Source organism: Planococcus sp. RAB007_Raresut (assembly GCF_057369535.1).
Map to the genome: position 1 here is coordinate 1 of NZ_JBXYIF010000290.1, position 232 is coordinate 232.

Sequence of the window (232 nt, forward strand, 5' to 3'; positions counted from 1 at the left end):
CAAAGATCTTTTGAACCGTTGCTTGCGTGTCTGCTACTTTAAAATTGATTTCGCCGCTACAAGGGAATTTGGCAATCATATTTTCAACGAGTGTCGAGAGTGATTGTTCTGTTTCTGAGAGTAGAGCAATGGTGAGTAACCAAGGAATCATACCGCTATCACAATAAGCAAAGTCACGGAAATAATGATGTGCACTCATTTCCCCACCGTAAACAGCATTATGTTCACGCAT

At 40.9% G+C, this 232-nt stretch carries 1 pseudogene; it reads right to left on the minus strand.

What is annotated here, in order from left to right:
* Positions 1-232, minus strand: a pseudogene (locus AC2Q9J_RS18570) (phosphomannomutase CpsG); the annotation flags it as partial.